The organism is Nocardia sp. No.11, assembly GCF_038752175.1.
In the GTDB taxonomy this organism is placed as follows: Bacteria; Actinomycetota; Actinomycetes; order Mycobacteriales; family Mycobacteriaceae; genus Nocardia; species Nocardia canadensis.
Genome location: NZ_JBCGFB010000022.1, coordinates 46478 through 68533 on the forward strand (window position 1 = coordinate 46478; position 22056 = coordinate 68533).

Annotated in this window: 3 protein-coding genes and 1 pseudogene (1 of these 4 running past the window's edge); all 4 read right to left on the bottom strand. The window is 70.8% G+C overall.

All coding sequences use genetic code 11. The features are described from left to right. Nucleotides 1-16824 carry the beginning of a non-ribosomal peptide synthase/polyketide synthase gene (locus V8688_RS09885; RefSeq protein WP_342800665.1) on the bottom strand. It extends 25548 nt beyond the left edge of the window, so the window shows 16824 of its 42372 coding nt (coding positions 1-16824); its start codon is at nt 16822-16824; its stop codon lies beyond the left edge, outside the window. Between the two features lie 136 nt (nt 16825-16960). Next, a pseudogene (locus tag V8688_RS09890) lies at nt 16961-18898 on the bottom strand (condensation domain-containing protein); the annotation flags it as partial. 341 nt (nt 18899-19239) lie between these two features. Beyond that, nucleotides 19240-20010: a precorrin-4 C(11)-methyltransferase gene (gene cobM / locus V8688_RS09895; protein WP_218716359.1), complete on the bottom strand. Its 771-nt coding sequence runs from the start codon at nt 20008-20010 to the stop codon at nt 19240-19242. 109 nt (nt 20011-20119) lie between these two features. Continuing rightward, nucleotides 20120-22056 (bottom strand): Ig-like domain-containing protein (locus V8688_RS09900; protein ID WP_342800666.1); only part of this gene is annotated, 1937 nt, incomplete at its 5' end.

Genomic DNA, 22056 nt, shown 5'->3' on the forward strand with positions numbered 1-22056 from the left:
CGAGGCGAGCGCGGAGTCGATCTCGCCCAGTTCGATACGGAAACCGCGGATCTTGACCTGGAAGTCGGAGCGGCCGACGTATTCGACGGTGCCGTCGGCGGTCCAGCGCACGACGTCACCGGTGCGGTACATCCGCTCCCCCGGCACGAACGGATCGGCGACGAATCGGTCGGCGGTCAGCCCGGCGCGGGCGTGGTAGCCGCGCGCCAGCTGGATGCCCGACAGATACAGCTCACCCGCGACACCCACCGGAACGGGCTGGAGCTGGGCGTCCAGGATCAGCGAGCGCATGCCGCGCGTCGGGCCACCGATGGTGACCAGCTCGCCCGGGGTCAGCGCGGCGCTGATGTTGGTCATGATCGTGGTCTCGGTGGGACCGTAACCGTTATGGAAGGCGCGAGTCGTGCCGTCCGCCAACGGAACCGCCCACTTGCTCACCAGATCGGCGGGCACCGCCTCACCACCGGCGACCAGCACCCGCAGCGAATCCAGGCCGCTCGGGTCGAAGGTCGCCAGCGCTGCGGGGGTGATGAAGGCGTGGGTGACCCGCTCGGCGCGGATCAGCTCGGACAGTTCGTCACCGCCGTAGACACCCGGCGGGACGACGACCAGCGCGCCGCCGCGGGCCAGCGCCAGCAGCAGTTCCAGGATCGAGGCGTCGAACGAGGGCGAGGCGAAATGCAGTGCGCGGGCATCGGTAGCGAGGGCGTAGCGCTGGGCCTGCTCCTCGCCGAAGTTGGCCAGGCCGGCGTGGGTGACCACGACGCCCTTGGGCACACCGGTCGAGCCGGAGGTGTAGATGACGTAGGCGGGCTGCTCGGGCATGGTCGCGCGGACCAGTTCCGAATCCGCGATCGGGCCGCCGTCGAAGGCGTCCAGGTCCAGCTCGTCGAGCACCAGCCACCGTGCCGATTCCGGCAGGCCCGCGCGCACGGAGGCGACGGTGAGGCCCAGCGGTGAACCGGAGTCGGTGACCATGTGGGCGATGCGGTCGGCCGGGTAGGTCGGGTCGACCGGCACGAAGGCGGCGCCGGTCTTGGCGACGGCCCAGGCGGCCAGCACCGAGTCGGCCGAGCGCGGCACGCCGACGGCGACGAGGTCCTCGGCGCCGATCCCCTCGGCGATCAGCAAGCGCGCCAAGCGGTTCGAGCGCTCATCCAGCTCGGCGTAGGACAGAGCTGTCCCCTGGAACACGACGGCGTCGCCGGTCGGGTTCAGCGCGACGGCCTCGGCCAACAGGCTGCGCAGGGTGCGCGCGGGCACCGGCGGCTCGCCGACGCGCGACACCAGATCGGCCCGCTCGGCGGCATCGAGGACATCGATGGCGCCGACGGTGACCGTGGCGTCGGCGGCGACGGCTTCGAGCACGCGCTCCCAGCGGGTCGCGATGGTGTCGACGGTGGCCTCGTCGAACAGTTCGGTGGCGTAGTTCAGGGCCAGCGCCATGCCGCCGCTGCCCGGCTCACCGAGTTCGGACAGGGTGAACTGCAGGTCGAAGCGGGCGACGCTCTCGTCGAGATCGAGCGCCGAGACGGCCAGGCCGGGCAGTTCCAGGGTGGTGCGGTCCAGGTTCTGGAAGGCCAGCATCACCTGGAACAGCGGGTTGCGCGACTGCGAGCGCTCCGGCGCCAGCAGTTCCACCAGGCGCTCGAACGGCACGTCGGCGTTGCCGTAGGCGTCGAGGTCGGCCTTGCGGGCCTGCTCGAGCAGGTCGGTGAACGACTCGGCCGGGCGCACGCCGGTGCGCAACACCAGGGTGTTGACGAACATGCCGACCAGGTCGTCGAGGGCCTGTTCACCACGGCCCGCGATGGGCGTGCCGATGGCGATGTCGTCGGAGCCCGACAGGCGCGAGAGCAGCACCGCCAGCGCGGTGTGCATGACCATGAACAGCGACGCGCCTTGGCGGCGGGCCACCTCGTCGAGCTTGGCGATGAGCTCGGGCGCCAGCTCGCGGTGCACGGTGGCGCCGCGATGCGAGGCGATGGCCGGGCGGGCACGGTCGAACGGCAGGGTCAGCTCGTCGGGGACACCGGCGAGCTGGCGCTGCCAGTACCCGACCTGGCGCGACATCAGCGAGTCGGCGTCGTCCTCGGTGCCGAGCACCGCGCGCTGCCAGATCGCGAAATCGGCGTACTGCACCGGCAGCGGCGCCCAGCCGGGCGCGGTGCCCTGGGCACGAGCGGTGTAGGCCAGCATCACGTCGCGGGTCAGCGGCGCGATGGAGAAACCGTCAGCCGCGATGTGGTGCACGACCACGACCAGCACATGCTCGGCGTCGGCGCGCCCGGAGGGAGCACCGCCAGCGGACTCGGGGGTGACCTTGAACAGGCGCGCACGCAGCGGAACCTGTTCGGCCACATCGAAACCGGTGGACACGAACTCGGTCACGGTGCCGAACAGCTGCTCCTGGGCGACCGTGACCGGGCGCAGATCCAGCGAGATGCGTTCGGCCGCGACGATCTGCTGCACCGGGGTGCCGCCGTGCTCGGGGTAGCGGGTGCGCAGCGATTCGTGCCTGCGCACCAGGTCGGCCAGCGCCAGCGCCAGCGCTTCGGTGTCGAGCGCGCCGGTGAGGCGGATCGCGACGGGCAGGTTGTAGGCCGCCGAGGTGGTGTCGTACTTGTTGAGGAACCACATGCGCTGCTGCGCGAACGACAGCGGCACCAGTTCACCTTCGGTGCGCTCACGGGCGACCAGCGCTGCGCGGGCGGTGCCGCCGGTGTGCGATTCCACCCGCGCCGCAAGGGCTTCCACGGTGGAGGCCTCGAACAGCGCGCGCACCGGCACGGTGGCGCCGAGCGCCGCGCCGATGCGGGCGACCACGCGGGTGGCGATGAGCGAGTTGCCGCCGAGGTCGAAGAAGTCGTCGTCGACGCCGACCCGGTCCAGGCCGAGCACGTCGGCGAAGACCGCCGCGACGGTCTCCTGTACCGGAGTGACCGGGGCGCGGAAGGCCCTGGCCTGCACCGCCGGAGCGGGCAGAGCGCGACGGTCCAGCTTGCCGTTGACGGTCAGCGGGATCCACTCGAGGCGGACCAGCGCGGCCGGAACCATGTAGGCGGGCAGCTGTTCGGCGGCACCGCTGCGCACGACGTCGAGGTCGGGCTGGGCGTCGCCGTCGGCGACCACGTAGGCGACGATGCGCTGGTCGCCCGGCTGATCCTCGCGCACGATGACCGCGGCCTGGGCGATGCCGGGCTGGGCCAGCACGGCGGCCTCGATCTCACCGAGCTCGATGCGGAAGCCGCGGACCTTCACCTGATCGTCGGCGCGGCCGAGGTATTCGAGCTCGCCGAAGCGGTTCCAGCGCGCGAGGTCGCCGGAGCGGTACAGGCGCGAGCCCGCCTGGCTCGGGCCCGCGAGCGGGTTGGCGACGAAGCGGGTCGCGGTCAGGTCGGGGCGACCGAGGTAGCCGCGCGCCAACTGCGGTCCGGCGACGTACATCTCACCGGCGACACCCACCGGCACCGGCCGCAGCCGGTTGTCCAGCACGTACACGCCCAGGCCGGCGATGGCCCGGCCGACGACCGAACCCGCCGCGGCGGCAATGGTCTTCGCGTCCAGCGCGCGGAACGACACGTGCACCGTGGTCTCGGTGATGCCGTACATGTTGACCAGCGTCGGCGAGCTGTCGCCGTGGCGGGCAACCCAATCCGACAGGCGGCGCAGTTCCAGCGCCTCACCGCCGAAGACGACGTAGCGCAGGGCCAGCGGCGCCAGGCCGGGTCCGGCGATCCGGTCGGCCTCGGCGAGCTGGTAGAACGCCGACGGCGTCTGGTTGAGCACCGTCACCTGCTCGACACGCAGCAGTTCCAGGAACTGCTCGGGCGAACGCGAGGTGTAGTAGTCGACGACGATCAGCGAGCCGCCGAACAGCAGCGGACCCCACAGCTCCCACACCGAGAAGTCGAAGGCGTAGGAGTGGAACAGCGTCCACACATCGCGCGGGCCGAAGCCGAAGTCGCGGTCGGTGTTGGCGAACAGCCGCACCACGTTCCGGTGCGCGACCGCGACGCCCTTGGGGCGACCGGTCGAGCCGGAGGTGTAGATGACGTAGGCGACGTTGTCCGGCGACAGCGGCGCGATCCGGTCGGCGTCGGTGATCGGCAGATCGTCGGCGTCCTCGATATTGCCGGTCTCCACGGCGAACCCGTCGAGCACCACCGAGGGCAGGTGCGCGGGCACCGTCACCTGCACGGTGGAGTCGAGGACCACGCTGGTGGGACGGGAGTCCTCGAGCACGTAGGCGATGCGCTCGGCCGGGTAGGTCGGGTCGACCGGCACGTAGCCCGCGCCGGTCTTGACCACGGCGAGCAGCGCGACGACGAGATCGAGCGAGCGCGGCAGGATCACCGCGACCAGCGACTCGGGGCCGGCGCCGTCGTCGATCAGCCTGCGCGCCAGCACATTCGCGCGCCGATCGAGCTCGGCGTAGGTCAGCGACTCGACGCCGAACTTGGCGGCGATGCGATCGGGGTAGGCCGCGGCCGCCGCGTCGAACAGGTCGACCAGCGTCGTGTGCTTGTTGCCGAACAGCCCGCGACGGTGACCCGCCGGGGTGCTGGCGTCGTGGATCACCGGCAGGGCGATGGCGTCGGCGCCGGAGGACACCCAGCGCTGCGCGACATCGCGCTGTTCGGCCTCGCCGAGCAGGTCGATGTCGCCGACGATCACGTCGGGGTTGTCCGCGACGGTGCGCAGGATGCGCACCAGGCGATCGCCGAAGGCGGCGACGGTCTCGGCGTCGAACAGATCGGTGGCGTAGTTCCAGGACATCGCCAGCGAGCCGTCGGCGGCCTCGCCCACGGTCAGCTGCACGTCGAACTTCGCGGTGCCCGGGTCGAAGTCGACGACGTCGAGGTCGAGGCCCGGCAGGGCGACGGTGCCGGTATCGGCGGCGGTGGCCGCCTCGAAGGTCAGCGCCACCTGGAACAGCGGGTGGTGGGCCTGCGAGCGGGTGGGGCTGAGGACGTCGACGAGGCGCTCGAACGGCACGTCGGCATTGGCGAAGGCCGACAGGTCGACCTTGCGGACCTGGTCGAGCAGGTCGCCGAAGCGGCCGCCGAGGTCGACCTCGCTGCGCAGCACCAGGGTGTTGACGAACATGCCGACGAGGTCGTCGAGGGTGCGCTCGCCGCGGCCCGCGATCGGGGTGCCGATGGCGATGTCGGTGCTGTTGGACAGGCGCGCGGCCCAGGTGGCCAGTGCCGCGTGCATCACCATGAACAGGGTGACGCCGTGCGCGCGGGCGATCTCGGTCAGCGCGCGGTGCAGGTCGGCGTCGACCGAGAAGCGGTACAGGTCACCGGCGTTGGTGGCGATCTCGGGGCGCGGGCGGTCGGCGGGCAGCTCGATCTGGTCGGGCAGGTCGCGCAGTTGCTCGGTCCAGTAGGCGATCTGGCTCGCGGCGACCGACTCGGGATCGGACTCCTCGCCGAGCACCTCCCGCTGCCACAGCGTGTAGTCGGCGTACTGCACCTCGAGCGGAGCCCACGCGGGGACCTCGCCGCGGACACGCTCGGTGTAGGCCACGACGACGTCGCGCAGCAGCGGTCGCAGCGAGAACCCGTCACCGCTGATGTGGTGCATGACCAGCACGGCGACGTGGTTCCGGTCGTCGACGCGCAGCAGGCTCGCGCGGAACGGCACCTCGCGGGTGACGTCGAAGTGCACGCTCGCCAGCTCCACCACGCGGGCGACGACCTCGTTGGCGGTGACCGGCTGGGCGGGCAGCGCGAAACGTACCTCGTCGGCGGGCAGGACCTGCTGGTAACCGGCGCCCTCCACCTCCGGGTAGAAGGTGCGCAGCGACTCGTGCCGCGCGGTCACATCGGCGATGGCCGCTTCCAGCGCGGCGACATCGAGGTCGCCGGTGAGCCGGATCGCGACCGGGATGTTGTTGACGGCGGTGCGGTTGTCGAAGCGGTTGAGGAACCACATCCGCTGCTGGGCCTGCGACAGCGGCACCAGCTCGGGCCGCGGCTGCGGCACCAGCGGGATACGCCCGCCGCGACCGGTGGCGGTCTCCACCCGCGCGGCCAGCGAGGCCACGGTCGAGGCCTCGAACAGCGCGCGCAGCGGCACCTGGGTGTCGAGCGCCTCGGACAGGCGAGCGGCGACCCGGGTGGCCACCAGGGAGTTGCCGCCGAGCTCGAAGAAGTCGTCGTCGAGGCCGACCTGACCCGCGCCGAGGACCTCGGCGAAGGTGGCGGCGACGATCTGCTGCACCGGGGTGACCGGCGCCTGGAAGGTGCGCGCGGCGAACACCGGCGCGGGCAGCGCCTTGCGGTCGAGCTTGCCGGAAGCGTTGAGCGGGAAGGCGTTCAGCACCACGTACGCGGCGGGCACCATGTAGACGGGCAGTTCGGCGCCGAGGGCGTCCTTGACCGCGTCGGTGTCGACGGTCGAGCCCTGCTGCGGGATGACGTAGGCGACCAGCTGATCGCCGGTGCGCTCGTCGGCACGAACCACGACCACCGCCTGGGCGATCTGCGGCAGCGCGGTGAGCGCGGACTCGATCTCGCCGAGCTCGATGCGCAGACCACGCAGCTTCACCTGGAAATCGGTGCGGCCCAGGTATTCCAGCTCGCCGTCCGGCGTCCAGGTGACGAGGTCACCGGTGCGGTACATGCGCTCGCCGGGAGCGAACGGGTCGGCGACGAAGCGGTCCATGGTGAGGTCGGGCCGACCCACATAGCCGTGCGCCAGCTGCACGCCCGCGAGATAGAGCTCACCCGCGACACCCACCGGAACGGGCCGCAGACGCGAATCCAGCACGTACAGACGGGTGTTGAACACCGGCGCGCCGATCGGCACGGTGTCGGCGTCGGCGTCGGTGACCTCGTGATAGGTCACGTCGACCGCGGCCTCGGTGGGGCCGTACAGGTTGTGCAGCGCGGCACCGGTCAGCTCGCGCAGACGCTGCGCGGTCGGCGCGGGCAGCGCCTCACCGGAGGCGAACACATTACGCAGCGAGACACATTCCGCGGCAAGGGGTTCGGTGACGAACACGGCCATCATCGACGGCACGAAATGCACCGTGGTGACCTGCTCGGCGGCGATCAGGCGGGCCAGGTAGGCCGGGTCGCGATGCCCGTCCGGCTTGGCGACGACCAGGCGCGCGCCGACCTGCAAGGGCCAGAAGAACTCCCAGACCGACACGTCGAAGGTGGCGGGGGTCTTCTGCAGCACCACGTCGTCGGCGGCCAGGCCGTAGGCGGCGTGCATCCACACCAGCCGGTTGACGATCGCGGCATGGCTGACCGCGACGCCCTTGGGGCGACCGGTCGAGCCGGAGGTGAAGATGACGTAGGCGGTGTTGTCCGAGCGCAGCGGACGATGCCGGTCGGCATCGGTGACCGGCTCGGCCGACTGGCCGGACAGGTCGAGCTGATCGATGCGCACCTCGCGCCCGGCCACGCCGGGCAGGCTCTCGCCGGAGGTCAGCACACACACCGGCTGCGCGGTGTCGAGGATGTGCTCGATGCGTTCGGCCGGGTGGTCGGGGTCCAGCGGCACATAGGCGCCACCGGCCGCGGACACGGCGTACATGCCGACCAGCAGGTCGATCGAGCGTCGCATGCCCAGGGCCACATACGATTCCGGGCCGACGCCGGCGTCCTTGAGCCAGCGCGCGAGCCGGCGCACGCGGATCGCGAACTCGGCGTAGGACAGACTCGTCCCCTCGAACGTGAGCGCGGTCGCGTCGGGCGTGCGCGCGACCTGCGCCTCGAACAGGGCGTTGAGGGTCGCCGGGTCGTCGTCGCTGGGGGTGCTCAGCGCGGCGTCGACGGCGAACTCGGTGTCGTTCCAGCGATCGAGCACCAGGGTGCGCTCGGCGTCGTCGAGCAGTTCGATGTCACCGACCGCGACCGACGGATCGGCCACGATGCCGGTGAGCACGCGCAGCAGACGCGCGCCGAAGGTGGTGGCGAAGCCCGCGTCGAACAGATCGGTGGCGTAGACGAGTTCGGCGTCCATGTGGCTGTCGTCGTCGGCGGGCACCTCGCTGAGCGCCAGCTGCAGATCGAACTTGGCCACGTGCTGGTCGATGCCCAGCTCGGAGACGGTGAGGCCGGGCAGTTCCAGGGTGGTGCGGCCCAGGTTCTGGAACGAGAGCATCACCTGGAACAGCGGGTGGCGCGCCTGCGAGCGGGCCGGGTTGAGCACCTCGACCAGGCGCTCGAACGGCACGTCGGCGTGCGCGAAGGCGGCCAGGTCGTGCTCGCGGACCCGCGCCAGCAGCTCGGTGAACGAGGCCGCCGGATCGACCTGGGCGCGCAGCACCAGGGTGTTGACGAACATGCCGACCAGGTCGTCGAGAGCCTGCTCGCCACGACCGGCGACGGGGATGCCGACGGCGATGTCCTCGGTGCCCGACAGGCGCGACAGCAGCACCGCGAAGGCGCTGTGCACCACCATGAACAGCGTGGTGCCGTGCTCGTGGGCGACCCGGTTCAGCGCGTCGACGAGCTCGCCCGGCACCTCGAAGCGGTGGGTCCCCGCCTGGTAGGTGGCCTGCGCGGGCCGCGACTTGTGGCCGAGGCGCAGCTCGTCGGGCAGATCGGCGAGCGCGCCGCGCCAGTAGTCGAGCTGCTCGGAGATCAGCGAGGTGGGATCGGTCTCCTCGCCGAGGGTTTCGCGCTGCCACAGCGCGTAGTCGACGTACTGCACCGCCAGCGGCGGCCAGCCCGGCTCCGCGTTGGCGGTGCGCGCCACGTAGGCGGTCATCAGGTCGCGCACCAGCGGGCGCAGCGAGAAGCCGTCGGAGGCGATGTGATGGACCACCATCACCAGCACGTGCTCGCGCTCGCCCAGCTCGTAGACCCGCAGGCGGACCGGGGCCTGCGCGGTGACATCGAAACCGCGGCGGGCGAACTCGTAGAGCGAGATCGCCATGTCGGTCTCGTCGGCCTCGACCAGTTCCAGCTCGGGGATGGAAACGGCGGCGGCCAGCACCTTCTGGTAGGCGGTGCCGTCGTGCGAGGGGTAGACGGTGCGCAGCGACTCGTGCCGCGCGATGACGTCGGCGACCGCGCCACGCAGCGCGGGCAGGTCCAGCAGGCCCTGCAGACGGACCGCGACCGGGATGTTGTAGGTGCCCGCGCCGCCGGAGTCGCCCAGGTCGAAGCGGTTGAGGAACCACATGCGCTGCTGTGCGAGCGACAGCGGCGGGTGCTCGGGCCGCGCACGCGCGGTGAGCTCGGCGCGCACGCCGGTGCCCGCGTGCGATTCCACCCGGGCCGCGAGCGCGCCGACGGTCGGCGCCTCGAACAGGGTGCGCACGCCCACCTCGGCGTCGAGAGCCTTGCTCAGGCGGGCCGCGACCTGGGTCGCGACCAGCGAGTTGCCGCCGAGAGCGAAGAAGTCGTCGTCGACGCCGACGCGCTCGGCGCCGAGCAGGTCGGCGAAGATCTCCGCGACGATCTCCTCGATCGGGGTCGAGGGCGCGCGGAACACCTTGGCCTCGAACACCGGCGCGGGCAGCGCCTTGCGGTCGAGCTTGCCGGAGGCGTTGAGCGGGAACTCCGCGAGCACGACGAGCGCGGCGGGGACCATGTACGCAGGCAGCTCGGCGGTGATGCCCGCCTTCACCGCCGCCACGTCGATGCTCGAATCCGCTTCGGGCACCACATAACCCACGAGCTGATCGCCCGCGTGCGCGTCGGCGCGCACGACGACGACCGACTGCGCGACGCCCGGCTGGGCGAGCAAGGTCGCCTCGATCTCGCCGAGCTCGATGCGCAGACCGCGCAGCTTCACCTGGAAGTCGGTGCGGCCCAGGTAGTTCAGTTCCCCGTCGCGGGTCCAGGTGACGAGGTCGCCGGTGCGGTACATCCGCGAACCGGCCGCGCCGTACGGGTTGGCGACGAAGCGGTCGGCGGTGAGGTCGGCCCGGTTGAGGTAGCCGACGGCGAGCTGATCGCCCGCCAGATACAGCTCACCCGCGACACCGGGGGCCACCGGATGCAGACGCGAATCCAGCACGAACACCTTGGTGTTCCACACCGGACGACCGATCGGCACCGACTCCACGTCGGTGTCGACCACCTCGTGATAGGTGACGTCGACCGCGGCCTCGGTGGGGCCGTACAGGTTGTGCAGGCGGGCCCCGGTCAGCTCGCGCAGGCGCTGCGCGGTGGGCGCGGGCAGCGCCTCACCGGAGGCGAACACCTGACGCAGCCGCACCGCGTCGCCGTTGCCGTTGCTGCCCAGGGTGGAGACGAACACCGACAGCATCGACGGCACGAAATGCGCGGTGGTGATGCCGTGTTCGGCGATGATCTGGGCCAGGTACACCGGATCGCGGTGGCCGTCGGGCTTGGCGACGACCAGGCGAGCGCCGGTCTGCAAGGGCCAGAAGAACTCCCACACCGACACGTCGAAGGTGGCGGGGGTCTTCTGCAACACCGCGTCGGCGCCGTCGATCGGGTACTCGTGCTGCATCCACAGCAGGCGGTTGACGATCGCGGCATGGTCGACCGCGACGCCCTTGGGGCGGCCGGTGGAACCCGACGTGAAGATCACGTAGGCGGTGTTGGTGGCGCGCAGCGGCTGCGTGCGCTCGGCGTCGGTGATCGGCGCCGAGCCGAAATCGGCGGGCGAGGCGATGTTCTCGACCGCCCGCACGGTGACGCCGTCGGCCTCGAACGCGTCGCGGCGGCTGGTGAGCACCAGTTCCGGCCGCGCGGTCTCGAGGATGTGGCCGATGCGGTCGGCGGGCTGGTCCGGGTCGAGCGGCACGTAGGCCGCGCCTGCCTGCAGCACCGCGTACATGGCGACGACCAGTTCGGTGGAACGCCGAATGGCCAGAGCCACATGCGCACCGGGGCCGATGCCGTCCGCGATCAGCCTGCGGGCGATGCGGTTGGCGCGCTCCTGCAGCTCGCGGTAGGTCAGCCGCTCGTTCTCGAAGACCAGCGCGACCTCGTCGGGGGTCCGCTCGACCTGCGCGTCGAACAGCGAGACCAGCGTGCCGGCGGGCACCGGGCGCGCGGTGTCGTTCCAGTCGACGAGGACCTGCGCGTGCTCCTCGGGCGCCAGCAGATCGATGTCGCCGACGGCGACCTCGGGATCGGCCACGATCGCGGCGAAGATGTTGTCGAGCCTGCGCGCGAACGCGGCGACCGTCGACTCCTCGAAAAGATCGAGGGCGTAGGAGAACTCGGCCGACATGCCGCCGGCCTCACCGTCGGTGTCCTGCACCTCGGTCAGGGTCAGCTGCAGGTCGAACTTGGCCAGCTGGGAGTCGTAGTCGATGCCGCTGACCGACAGGCCGGGCAGTTGCAGCGAGGCCTGCTTGTTGTTCTGGAACGACAGCATCACCTGGAACAGCGGATGGCGCGCCTGCGACCGCGGCGGGTTGAGCACCTCGACGAGCCGCTCGAACGGCACGTCGGCGTGCGCGAACGCCTGCAGGTCGGTCTCGCGGGCCTGGTCGAGCAGGGCCGCGAACGGGGTCGCGCCCTCGACCTGGCTGCGCAACACCAGGGTGTTGACGAACATGCCGACCAGGTCGTCGAGGGCCTGGTCGCCACGGCCGGCCACCGGGGTGCCGATGGCGATGTCGCTGGTGCCGCTGGCGCGGGCCAGCAGCACGGCGAGCGCGCTGTGCATGACCATGAACAGCGAGGCGTTGTAGCGGCGGCCCAGATCGACCAGGGCGCGCTGGGTCTCGCCGGAGATGACGAAGCTGTAGGTGCCGCCACGGTAGGTGGCCACCGGCGGACGCGGGTGGTCGGCCGGGAGCACCAGCTCGTCGGGCAGATCGGCGAGTTCGCGGGTCCAGTAGTCGATCTCGGAGGAGATCAGCGACTGCGCGTCGTCCTCGGAGCCGAGCACCTCGCGCTGCCAGAGCGCGTAATCGGCGTACTGGACCGGCAATTCGGCCCAGGTCGGCGCCTCCCAGGAGGTGCGCGCCGCGTAGGCGACGATGACATCGCGCGACAGCGGCGCCATCGACCAGCCGTCGGCGGAGATGTGGTGCACCACCATGCCGAGCACGTACTCGGTCTCGCTGATCTCGAAGAGCCGCGCGTGCAGCGGCACTTCGCTGGTCACGTCGAAGGCCATCGAGGCCAGGTCGATCAGATGATCGATGAGGTTGTCCTCGGTGACCCGGTACGGGGTCAGGTCGGGGACGATCTGCGCGGCGTCGAGCACCACCTGCACCGGGCCGTTGCCCGACTCGGGGAACACGGTGCGCAGCGACTCGTGCCGGTCGATCACGTCGATGACGGCGACCTGCAGCGCGGCCACGTCCAGGTCACCGGAGAGCCGGATCGCGACCGGGATGTTGTTGACCGCCGAGGCGGTGTCGAAGCGGTTCAGGAACCACATGCGCTGCTGGGCCAGCGACAGCGGCACCAGCTCGGGCCGCTCACGCGCGACCAGTGCCTTGCGGGCACCGTCACCGGCCTGCGACTCCACCCGCGCGGCCAGCGCCGCGACGGTGGGCGCCTCGAACAGCATGCGCACCGGGACCCGGGTGTCCAGGGCGATGCCGATGCGGGAGGCGACCTGGGTGGCGATCAGCGAGTTGCCGCCGAGTTCGAAGAAGTCGTCCTCGACACCGACGCGCGAGAGCTCGAGCACGTCGGCGAAGACCTGCGCGACGATCTGCTCGATCGGGGTGGTCGGGGCACGGAACTCGCGCACCTCGAACACCGGCGCGGGCAGCGCGCGGCGGTCGAGCTTGCCGTTGACCGTCAGCGGGATCGCGGCGAGCACCATGATCGACGACGGCACCATGTAGGCGGGCAGGCGCTGGGCGACATGCTCGGTCAGCGCGGGCACATCGATGGAGCTGCCCGGCACCGCGACGACATAGGACACCAGCGAGGTGCTGCCACCCTTGTTCTTGTGGCCGATGCTGACCGCGAAGTCGACGGTCTCGTGCGAGGCCAGCGCGGAGTCGATCTCGCCCAGTTCGATACGGAAACCGCGGACCTTCACCTGGAAGTCGGAGCGGCCGACGTATTCGACATTGCGGTCGGCGGTCCAGCGCACCACGTCACCGGTGCGGTACATCCGCAGGCCGGGCGCGTAGGGGTTGGCGACGAAGCGGTCGGCGGTCAGCGCGGCGCGCGCGTGGTATCCACGTGCCATGCCGACGCCGCCGATGTAGAGCTCACCGGCCACGCCGACGGGCACCGGGCGCAGCCGGTCGTCGAGGATCAGGGTGTGGACACCGCGGATGGGTCCACCGATGACGACCCGCTCCCCCGGGATCAGGCCCTCGGACAGATTGGAGGCGATGGTGGTCTCGGTCGGGCCGTAGACGTTGCCCAGCATGCGGCGCGCGCCGTCGGGCAGGCGCACCGCCCACTTGGTGACCAGCTCCGGCGGGACCGCCTCGCCACCGGCGGCCAGGACCCGCAAGTGGTCGAGGCCGCGCGCGTCGAAGGTGGCCAGCGCGGCCGGGGTGACGAAGGCGTGGGTGACTTCCTCGGTGATGAGGATGTCGCGCAGTTCCTCACCGCCGTAGACACCCGGCGGGACCACCACGAGCGTGCCGCCGCGACCCAGCGCCAGCAGCAGTTCCAGCACCGACGCGTCGAACGACGGCGAGGCGAAATGCAGTGCGCGGGTGTCGGAGTCGAGCGAGTACAGGTCGATCTGCTCGGCGCAGAAGTTGGCGACGCTGGCATGGGTGACCACCACGCCCTTGGGCACACCGGTGGAACCGGAGGTGTAGATCAGGTAGGCGGGCTGGGCCGGATCGGTCGGGCGCACCAGCTCACGCGGAGCCAGCGGCGCGTCGGAGATGTCGTCGAGATCGATGTCGTCGACTTCGAGCCAGCGCACCGAGGTGGGCAGCTCCTCGGCCTCGGAGGTGACCGTGATGCCTACGGAGACACCGGCATCGGTGATCATGTGCGCGATGCGGTCGGCCGGGTAGTTCGGGTCGACGGGCACGAACGCGGCACCGGTCTTGGCGACCGACCACACCGCGAGCACCGACTCCAGCGAGCGCGGCACGGCGACGGCGACGAAGTCCTCGGCGCCCAGACCCTGCTGGATCAGCAAGCGCGCCAGCTGGTTCGAGCGGCGATCCAGCTCGCCGTAGGACACGGTGGTCCCCTCGAACACCACGGCGGTCGCCTCGGTGTCGCGGGCGGCCTGCGCCATCAGCTGCGGCAGGGTGCGCGCGACCGCGGCCGGCGCGCCGTAGCGGGTGACCAGGTCGGTGCGCTCGGCGTCGTCGAGCACGTCGATCGCGCCGACGGTGACGGCGGGGTCGGCCAGGATCGCGTCGAGCACGCGCCGCCAGCGCAGCAGCAGTTCCTCGACGGTCGACTGGTCGAACAGGTCGACGGCGTAGGTGAGCACGCCGGTCATGCCCGACAGCGAGCCGGTGCTGGTGTGCTCCTCGGTCAGCGTCCACTGCAGGTCGAACTTGGCCATATCGACCTCGACCTCGTCGGCGTCGACCGACAGGCCGGGCAGTTCCAGGGTGCCGTGCGACATCTCCTGGAACGACAGCACCACCTGGAACAGCGGGTGCCGCGCCTGCGAGCGCGACGGGTTGAGCACGTCGACGAGCCGCTCGAACGGCACGTCGGCGTTGGCGAACGCGCTCAGATCCGTTTCCCGTGTGCGGGCGAGGAATTCACTGAACGGCTGGGTGGGGTCGACGTCGGACCGCAGCACCAGGGTGTTGACGAACATGCCGATCAGGTCGTCGAGCGCCTGCTCGCCGCGGCCCGCGATCGGGGTGCCGACGGCGATGTCGGTGGTGCCCGACAGACGCGCGAGCAGCACCGCCAGCGAGGCGTGCATCACCATGAACAGGGTGACGCCGTTGGCGCGGGCCAGCGCGGCCAGCTGTTCGTGGGTCTCGGTGTCGATCTCGAAACCGACGCGGGCGCCGCGGAAGCTCTGCTGCTGCGGGCGCGGGCGGTCGCTGGGCAGGTCGAGCTGATCGGGCAGGCCGTCCAGCGCGCGCTGCCAGTAGTCGAGCTGGCGCGCGGCCATCGACGTCGGATCGCTTTCGGCGCCGAGCAGTTCGCGCTGCCACAGGGTGTAGTCGCGGTACTGCACCGGCAGCGGCGCCCAGCCGGGCGCCTCACCCGCGGAGCGGGCCAGGTAGGCGGTGGCGACGTCGCGGGCCAGCGGGCCGAAGGAGAAACCGTCGGCGGCGATGTGGTGGACGACGAAGGCGACCGCGAATTCCGGTGTGCCATTGGTCGTTCCGCCGGTCACCTGGTAGATCCGCACCCGGATCGGCAGTTCCAGGGTGACGTCGAAACCGGTGGAGGCGAACAGGATCAGCTCGTCGTGCAGCAGCGACTGATCGATCGGGGTCACCGTGATGCCCAGATCGAACTCGTCGGCGGGCAGCACCTGCTGGAAGCCGCCGTCGGCGTCGGGGAAGATGGTGCGCAGCGATTCCTGGCGCACCACCACGTCGTTGAGCGCGGCGATCAGCGCGTCGACATCGACGCGACCCTTCATCCGCACCACGAAGGGCAGGTTGTAGGTCGCCGCGGCGGGGTCGAACTGGTTGATGAACCACATCCGCTGCTGAGCCAGCGACAGCGGCACCTGCTCGGGATGCGGCAGCGCCACCAGCGGCGGGCGAGCGGCGGAAACATCGGCGGGAGTGACGGATTCGGCCCGCGCGGCCAACCCGGCCACGGTCGGGGTCTCGAACAGCGCGCGCACCCCCAGCTGGATGCCGAAGGCCGCGCCGATGCGGGCCACGACCTGGGTCGCGACCAGCGAGTTACCGCCGAGCTCGAAGAAGTTGTCGTCGGCGCCGACTCGCTCCTGGGACAGCACATCGGCGAAGATGCCGGCCACGATCTGCTCGGACGGCGTGCGCGGAGCACGGAAATCGCCCGCGGCGGCGGTGAACACGGGCTCGGGCAGGGCCTTGCGGTCCAGCTTGCCGGAGGTGTTGAGCGGGAACGCGTCGAGCACCATGATCGACGCGGGCACCATGTAGCTGGGCAGCTTCTCGGCGACGAAACGGGTCAGCGTCGCCGGATCGGCGGACTGGCCCGGCGCGGGCACCACATAGGCCACCAGCTGCTGGCCGGTGGCGGTGTCGACCACCAGCACCGCGGCCTGGCTGACGCTGGGATGCGCGAGCAGATCGGTCTCGATCTCGCCGAGCTCGATGCGCTGACCACGGAACTTCACCTGGAAGTCGGTGCGGCCGATGTACTCCAGGACGCCGTCGGCGTTCCAGCGCACCAGGTCACCGGTGCGGTACATGCGCTCACCCGGCGCGCCGACCGGGTTGGCGACGAAGCGATCCGAGGTCAGATCCGGGCGGCCGCGGTAGCAGCGGGCCAGCTGACGGCCCGCCAGATACAGCTCACCCGGTGCGCCGATCGCGGCCGGGCGCAGCCGCGAATCCAGCACGTACACTTCGACATTCCACTCGGGGATACCGATCGGCACCGTCACGGTGTCGGCCTCGGTGGCCTCCCAGTAGGTGACCGAGACCGCGGCCTCGGTCGGGCCGTACAGGTTGTGCAGGCCCGCGGTGGAGATCGCGCGCAGACCGGCGGCCGTCTCCGGCGGCAGCGCCTCGCCGATCACGAAAACCGCACGCAGCGTTTCACATTGGGCCTGCGTGGCGTGGGAGACGAAGACCGTCAGCATCGACGGCACGAAGTCGGTCACGGTGACGCCGTGGCGTTCGATCATGTCCGCGACATACAGCGGATCACGGTGGCCGTCGGGCGAGGCGATGACCAGCTTGGCGCCGACCATCAGCGGCAGGAAGTAGCCCCACAGCGACACGTCGAAGGTGGTCGCGGTCTTCTGCAGGTAGACATCGTCGGCGGTCAACCGGTACTCGTCGAGCATCCACAGCTCTTGGTTGACGATCGCGTGATGGGTGACCGCGACGCCCTTGNTCGGCGGTCAACCGGTACTCGTCGAGCATCCACAGCTCTTGGTTGACGATCGCGTGATGGGTGACCGCGACGCCCTTGGGTCGACCGGTCGAACCCGAGGTGTAGATGACGTAGGCCGTGTTGTCCGGGCGCAGCGGCGCCAGCCGGTCGTCGTCGGTGATCGGGGTATCGGCGAACGCGGAGGTATCGAGGGTGTCGATCTCCACCCGGGCCACCGTGCCCGGTAGGTCCAGGTCGTCACCGGTGGTGGTCAGCACGCAGACCGGTGCCGCGGACTCGAGGATGTAGGCGGTGCGGTCGGCCGGGTGATCCGGGTCGATCGGCACGTACGCGCCACCGGCGCGCAGCACCGCGTGCATACCGATCACCAGGTCCAGCGAGCGGCGCATGCCCAGCGCCACCAGCGACTCCGGGCCGACGCCGTCGGCGATCAGGAACCGGGCCAGGCGGTTGACCCGCGCGCCGAACTCGGCGTAGGTCAGGGTCGCGCCCTCGAAGTCCAGGGCGATGTTGTCCGGGGTGCGCGGGATCTGCGCGTCCAGCAGCGCGGGCAGCGTGGTCGCGGGGACCTCGTGCGCCGAGTCGTTCCACTCGGTCAGCGAGCGTTCCAGCTCGGCGGCGCCGGTGACCGGCAGCGACCACACCGGCAGCGCGGCGTCGGCGGCCAGGAAACGATCGAAGAACTCCAGGAAGCGGGCGTGGTGGGTGGCCGCGTCGGCCGCCGAGTACAGGTTCGGGTTGGTCTCGAAGTCGATGTGGGAGCGGGTGCCGCCGTGCGACTGATAGAAGTTGACGCCCAGGTCCTCGATCGAACCGGTGGAGAGCACGTTGAGGGTGCCGTCCATGTCGCCGAAGCGCAGCTCGTTGTCGAACAGCATGATGTTGACCCACGGGCCGAAGAACTCCGTGGCGACCATGCCGTCGCCCGCCGAATCACGGCGGATGTCCTCGTGCCGGTAGCGCTGATGCCGCAGCGCGCCCGAGACCTCGGTGGTGACCGAGCGCAGCAGCTCGGCGACGGTGGTGTCGTGGCCCACGCGCAGGCGCAGCGGCACGATGTTGGAGGTCACACCGCCGGAACGCCGCATGATCGCGGTGGTACGGCCGGTCACCGGAAGACTCAGGATGACGTCGGAGGTACCGGTGATCTGCGCCAGATACGCCGCGAAACCGGCGATCAGCAGGGGCGCCGAGGTGGTGTCGTGGCGGGCGATGGCCTCGCTGAACAGCTCGTCCTGGGCGGGGCTCAGGGCGGCGCTGGTGACATCGTTGACCGGCGACGGCGGCGCCGACCGGCCGGTGAGGCTGCTGCCCTCTTCCAGCCCGGCGACGCGCTGGGCCCAGTGCGCCTTGTCGGACTCGAAGCGCGAGCTGTCGCGGTAGGCGATCTCCGACTCGTAGAGCGCGCGCAGGTCGGTGGCCTTGTTCTCCGGCGCCTCGGTGCCGGTGACGGCCGCGGTGTAGAGCTGTGCCGTGCGGGTGACGAAGTTGTTGGCGCCGAAACCGTCGAGCACGATGTGGTGGACGCGGGCATACCAGTACCAGCGCTCGTCCTCGAGCTGCAGCGCCGCGGCCTGCACGAGACGGTCGTCGACGATGTCGAGCGGGCGGCTGTACTCGGCGCGCATCCACGCCGCGGCGGCCGCCTCGGGATCGGCTTCGCCACGCAGGTCGACGTAGATCAGCGTGTCGTCGAGGGTGAGGTCGACGGTCTGCATCGGTTCGCCGTCGATCTCGACGATGCGCAGGAAGCCCGACTGCTGCTCCGCGGCGGCCTGGGAGCTGACCCGCTCGAGCACCGGGACATCGAGCCGGCCACGCAGGTCGACGAACTGGGCGATATTGATCGGCACCTGTGGGTCGACATGCTGCGCGTACCAGATACCCAGCTGTGCGGGCGAGAGCGGGAAGTACTCCGCAGAGTCTCCACGTCCGTCACCAGTTTCGCCGTTTCCGCCGAAATCCAGCCGGTCCAACCCAAACCTCGCTTCCGGAACACCTGGGCAGGCGCTCCCCGACGACACCGGAACGCAGGCGCCTCAGCTGTAGAACTAGCGTGGCGCCTGCGTCTCGGGTTCAGTTCTCGAAATCAATCAGGCAAAAAATGTCCATTGGCACTATCTGTCAGGCCGTCCGGTCTTGTTACATGGCCGAGACCATGCCCACGTCCGTCGGACCGGCAGCGCCGGTGTGCTCGTCGCAAACCATCGCACCAATCTACCGGTGCGCTCGCCCGGCAACCAACCACGTCCATAGCCGCGCGGCATAGGCCCAGGTAGGCCGTCGCCACCCCGTTAGCTGACGCTTGTCTGCGTCCTCACATCGTCGCGAGAGGACCGCCCCGCCGCGAGGAATGAGGCGTGGCTCACACCGACCGGTCTGTCCCAGCGGGCTCGCGCACGCGGGCCGGGTCGTAGAGGTGGGACCCGGCGCAGTCGATCGAGGGGGTCAGGGCGCGGCCGACCAGGATCACGGCGGCTCGGCGCAGGTCGGCGGCTTCGACCTGGTCGGCGATATCGGTGAGGGTGCCGCGCAGGATCAGCTGTTCGGGCTGGCTGGCCCGGTAGACGACGGCGACCGGGCAGTCGGGGCCGTACTCGTCGATCAGTTCCGCCGCGAGGACCCGGAGGCGGGTGATGGCGAGGTGCAGGATCAGAGTGGCGCCGGTGGCGGCGAAGGCGGCCAGGGCCTCGCCCGCGGGCATCGCGGTCGAGCGAGCCCGGGTACGGGTGAGCACGACCGACTGGACGACCTCGGGGACGGTCAATTCGGCGCCCAGGGCAGCCGCTGCGGCCGCGTAGGCGGGGACGCCGGGGGTGATGTCCCACGGGACGCCGTTGGCGTCCAGGCGGCGAGTCTGCTCGGTCAGCGCCGAGTAGATCGAAGGGTCGCCCGAACAGAGCCGGGCGACGTCGTTGCCCGCCCGGTGCGCGCGGACGAGGCGGTCGGTGATCTGGTCCAGGTCGAGATGCTGGGTGTCGATCAGTTCGGTGCCGGGCGCGCAGTGGGCCAGCACCTCGGGGTCGAGGTAGGTGCCCGCGTACAGGCAGACCGGGCTCTCGCGCAGCAGCGTCACCGCGCGCACCGTCAGCAGGTCGGCCGCGCCGGGGCCGGCCCCGATGAAATGCACCGTCATGCCAGCAGCCTAGATCGCGCGTGCCGCATGTTCCCGACCGCTACCGGCGCTGGTCCGGCCCGCGTGCGAGTCGCTGGCCGGGCCGGACCCAGCCGCCGCGGGATCGGTCTCAGCTCGCCCCTGCTCGCACGAAGGTCGACGCGAGATGCAGGTTGTTCACCGGGTTCGCGTCGGTGCTGGTGCTGGACGCGTGCAGGAACGCGGTGATCAGCGCCAGGCGCGGCGGCGCTTCGAGGACGACGGTGTAGGTCCTGGTCTCGCCCGCCGCCAGCGTGGGGAGCCGGAAGCGCACGTGCGTCGGCCGCACCTCGCCGCCGCCGGGATCGACCACCCGGCTCCAGCCCTGGGTCGACAGCCTGGCCTCGACCTCCGTCGCCTGCCGACCGCCGACATTGGTGACGGTGACCGTCGCCGTCACCCGATCGCCCGGGTCGGCGGTGCGTGGCAGGTCGAGGTGCACGCCCACGTCAGCGGGGTGGTCGCCGGGCGACTGACCGACCTTCAGCACCCACAGCGTCATGGTGCCGCGACTCGGCGCGACGCCGGTGTCCGCGTCGCCGGAGTAGTCGGCGGTGACCAGGTGCGTGCCGAAGCCGAGGTGGGACACGTCGACATCGCGGGCGATCGCGAGACCGTCGTCGACGGGAACCGGCGCGCCGAGCGGTTTTCCGTCGGCGGCGAACCGGACGGTGCCGGTGTCGATCTCGCCCGCGGGAGCACGGGTGATCGTCGTGGTGAGGTCCAGTTGTTCGAAATAGGTGACCGGATTGTGGTTGGCGGTGACCGTGGTCGTCGAGGTCGCGGTGTAGACGGTGAGCTCGGCCTCGACCCGCGACTGCTCGTAGACCTCGTCGCCGAGATAGTGCGCCTCGATCGTCCCCAAGCCTGCGCGCAGCGGCGGCGAACTCGCCGTGCCGTCGGCGGCGATGGTCACCGGATCACCGAGCAGGGACCCGTTCTGACCGAACTGGATCGCACCGGTGGGTTTCGGCGCGTCCGGCTGCGGCGTCGGCACGGTGACCGTGGCGCCGACGACCGCGCCGGCGAGGACGGGCGACGGCGGCAGCGTCAGACGCACCTCGGTGGGCAGTTTCACCGATTGCACCAGCAGGCCGACACTGCCGAAGACGGGGGCGAAGACGCGGGTCGGGTCGTCGGCGAGATACGTCGCCAGCACGTGGTGGGTGCCCGGCCGCAACCCGCTGATCGCGGGCAGGGTCGCCACCCCGTCGACCAGCTCGATCGGACCCGGCGTCGCGACACCGTCGATCTCGAAGCGCACATGCCCGGCCGGCGTGCCGAATGCCGGTGTGGTGCCCGGCTGCTGGGCGACTTTCGCGCTGAAGCTCACCGGCTGACCGACCTGCGAGATCTGGTCCGGCGCGCTGGTGGTCACCTCGATCTCGGTCGGCACCCGGTCGTCGTGCAGCCGGAACACCGCGCCGCCGATCAGGTGGGCCGGGTCGTCGGAGGCCGCGGCCCGGACCAGGAATCCGCCGGTCAGCTCGCCCTGCTGCGCGGCGGGCAGCGCGGTCAGGTTCACCTGGGCGAAGCCGTCGGCGTCGGTGGTCACCCGGGTGCTGTCACCGCCGTCGGCGAAGACCGCGGCGCGCGGCTGTCCGGCGGGCATCGAGAAGGTGATCGATTTGCCCGCCTGCGGTCCGTGGATCGCGTCGACGAAACGCACCCGCAGCGGCTGGGCGAACGGCTGGCCCGAGTAGGCGCTCTGGCTGTTGCCCGAGATCAGTTCCACCCGGCTGCGTTTCGAGGGGATCGGGACGATCAGCTCTACCTTGCCGTCGTTGAGGCGATCACGGTTGCCGTAGCTGCCGTCGGGGCCGTTGTAGAAATGCGGGCGCTGCCCGGCGACGGGGACGACCATCGACTGGCCGCCACCGCCACCACCGCCGCCACCGTCGTTCCCGTCCTGCGCGCCGTGGCCCTTGCCGCCACCGTGGCTGCCGCCACCACCGCCGCCGCCACCGCCACCGGTGGAGCTACCGGTCGCGTGGCCGCCGTCGACGCCGCGCTCGCTGCCGCCCTCCC

What these genes read in the sequence shown, in the direction of transcription:
- cobM (WP_218716359.1), bottom strand. Translation starts at nt 20,010, where the DNA reads ATGACGGTGCATTTCATCGGGGCCGGCCCCGGCGCGGCCGACCTGCTG.